The following is a 2,672-nucleotide window of genomic DNA, read 5'->3' on the forward strand; positions in this document are numbered from 1 at the left end:
CTGAAACGTCTTCAGACGCTTCAGGGAGGAAACTTCGCAAAGATGGCTCGTGTTTACTCGCTGGTGTTATATCTTTCCCAGAAGGTCGTACAGAAGCTGACTGGAAAGCATTTAGAGATGACTCTATTAAATATTTAAAAGAAAAATATGGTGAGAATTTAAAATCTGTTATAGAGCATAGAGATGAAGCATTTAAACATATTCATTTTTACTCTGTTCCAAAACCCGGACAAAAGTTTGAAGATATCCATGATGGAAAAAAAGCTGTATTAGAAGCCAAAAAAGGAAACTCAAAAATACTTAAAGGCGATCAAAATAGAGTCTATATTCAAGCTATGAAAGAGTTTCAAGAAGACTTTTATAAAGAAGTAGCTATAAAACACGGAATGACCAAAACCGGGCCAAAGCGTGAACGCTTGACCCGTGAACAATGGAAAGCAAGAAAAGAATATGCTTTAAAGCAATCAGAAGAAATGAAAAATATTAGTCTATTAAAAAATCAAGCTATTCAGGAAGGTAAAAAAGAAGGTTTTGACTATTCAGTAGAACAGTCAAAAGGCTGGGGCTGGATCGCAAAAATAGGAGCTAAATATAAATATTACACTGATGGCTTTAAAAAAAAGTTAGAGGAAAAAGATGAAGAAATAGGAGTTATCAAAAACCAAAGGAATGAACAACAAAAAAAGCATAGAGCATTTAAAAAAGAATATTACTCTCAAAAAAAAGAAACAGAAAAAGCAGTGAAAGAAAAAAAAGAAAAATCAAAAGAAGTCTACTTTCTGAATAATGAAAATAAAGAGCTTAAAAAAAATAATGATATTTTAGAAGTAGAAAACTTATCATTGAGAGAAGAGAATAAAGAACTACAGCAGTATAAAATAACAAGTAAAAAAATGAGAGATCGTTTTCCTGATCAGTATAAGGCTATGGAAGCTGAAATAAGTAAACCAAGACCAAAAGGTGAAAGCTATGAGCAGAAACCTACTCAACAGAACGTTCTACAGGAAGAAGACAGGAAAAACCCCAGATTTCGAATGTAGAACATTCATCTCTTGCCGCCTCTGTGGTGTATGAGACACCACTAAAAGCGGCCTGACAGTCAAAGACTGGCAGATATAGGGATTTATCCCAAAAAAAGCAGTTTGCACGCAGGTGGTTACCTTTAAATATCAATAACTTATAAAGAAAAAATGCAAATGCATTGATATGATTTGATGCTAAAACGATAAGAAAAATATCAATATGACATTAACAGTAACCGTGAGAACTGCAGGAGCTTGCTCCTGTGGTTCGAGGGGTTGGCCAGCCCGGCGAGGGCGGTTTTGAAGTTTCCTTTCTTATGTTCTTATTTATCTTACTTCTTACACACCACTCTAAGCCTACTCCCACAAGGCTTCCATCACTAAAAAGTTGGTAAATCCACAAACTTTAGTTTGTCACTTTACCAACCTTTAGTTGGTCGATTTACCAACCATAGTTTGTGCATTTACCAACTCTAGCTTTGTGAACTTCCGTTCAAAAAAGTGGAAAAAGTTTGTTATTTTTAAACTTTTTCTATTGACTTATATTTGTGATCGGTTAAAACATATATATCAGAATATAAAAAAAGGAGATTATTATGATAACTAAAAGTAGAGTTCACGAAAATGTTGAAGATATAACTGAAGTTTTAAATAGTAAAAAAATAAAAGATAAAATAGATGAAATGCAAGAACGTGGAGATGTTAAAGCTACAGTAATAATACAAGATGATAAGAAAATAAGTTTGAAAAATGAGTTTGTAATATTATTTTTAGAAAACTTTGATCGTTTAATAACAGAGTTAAAAATCAATACTTCTGAGCTTCGTGTATTGATTTATATTTTAAAGAAAATGGAGTTTGGTAACTTGGTTTCATTATCTCAAGCATCTATAGTTAAAGCATTAGATATGAATAAATCAAATGTCTCTATTATATTTAAAAAGCTTTTAGCTAAAGATGTTTTAATAAAAGATGAAGACGGTAATATGTACGTAAACTCTAATATTGTAATGAAAGGGTTAAAACATAAACTATCAGGGAAAAATAAAGAGAACTTACAGAAGTCTCAAAAGCAAACAGATTTATTTGATAAATCACATTAATAAAAAACTAAATATACTAGCGCGCTACGCTTGCTGAATCCCCAAACATCATAAATCATAGATTTATAATGTCTGGGGATTTCTGTTTTTTGTCTTTAGCCTCCGGCAAGACCGACGCTTATCGTTAGATAAGCATAGTCGGTCTCTATGCTTTACTAGCAAGCTTATTTCTGTTAGTTACAAACTATAGGAGAATATATATTTAGGAGGAACCTATGAGCTATCAGTTCATTCATATTGAGTCATATGCAAGAGTTGGATCAAATCAAAAAGGGAAAAGTACAAAATGGAATATTCATCAGATCGCAGGTGAAGCTATGCGAAATGATGAAGACTGTAAACACGTAGAGCATCCACAAGAACCTACAGTTCTTTTTGGTGTGGATGCTTATGCAGCTGCAGATATGGCTCAAAAATGGGCTGAAACGTCTTCAGACGCTTCAGGGAGGAAACTTCGCAAAGATGGCTCGTGTTTACTCGCTGGTGTTATATCTTTCCCAGAAGGTCGTACAGAAGCTGACTGGAAAGCATTTAGAGATGACTCTAT

At 33.4% G+C, this 2,672-nt stretch carries 3 protein-coding genes; all 3 read left to right on the forward strand.

Going from position 1 to position 2,672, the window contains the following annotated elements; all coding sequences use genetic code 11:
- On the forward strand, positions 1 to 1,040 hold a 1,040-nt coding region (locus NNN71_RS24230), incomplete at its 5' end, for a plasmid recombination protein (protein ID WP_271459543.1).
- 578 nt (positions 1,041 to 1,618) lie between these two features.
- Positions 1,619 to 2,125 carry a replication/maintenance protein RepL gene (locus NNN71_RS24235; RefSeq protein ID WP_069067453.1) on the forward strand — a complete coding sequence of 169 codons (507 nt, stop codon included), beginning with the start codon at positions 1,619 to 1,621 and terminating at the stop codon, positions 2,123 to 2,125.
- Between the two features lie 215 nt (positions 2,126 to 2,340).
- A partial coding sequence (locus NNN71_RS24240; RefSeq protein ID WP_271459544.1) for a hypothetical protein occupies positions 2,341 to 2,672 on the forward strand: 332 nt, incomplete at its 3' end.

The sequence above is a fragment of the Kluyvera sp. Awk 3 genome (assembly GCF_028069715.1).
Classification (GTDB): domain Bacteria; phylum Pseudomonadota; class Gammaproteobacteria; order Enterobacterales; family Enterobacteriaceae; genus Kluyvera; species Kluyvera georgiana_A.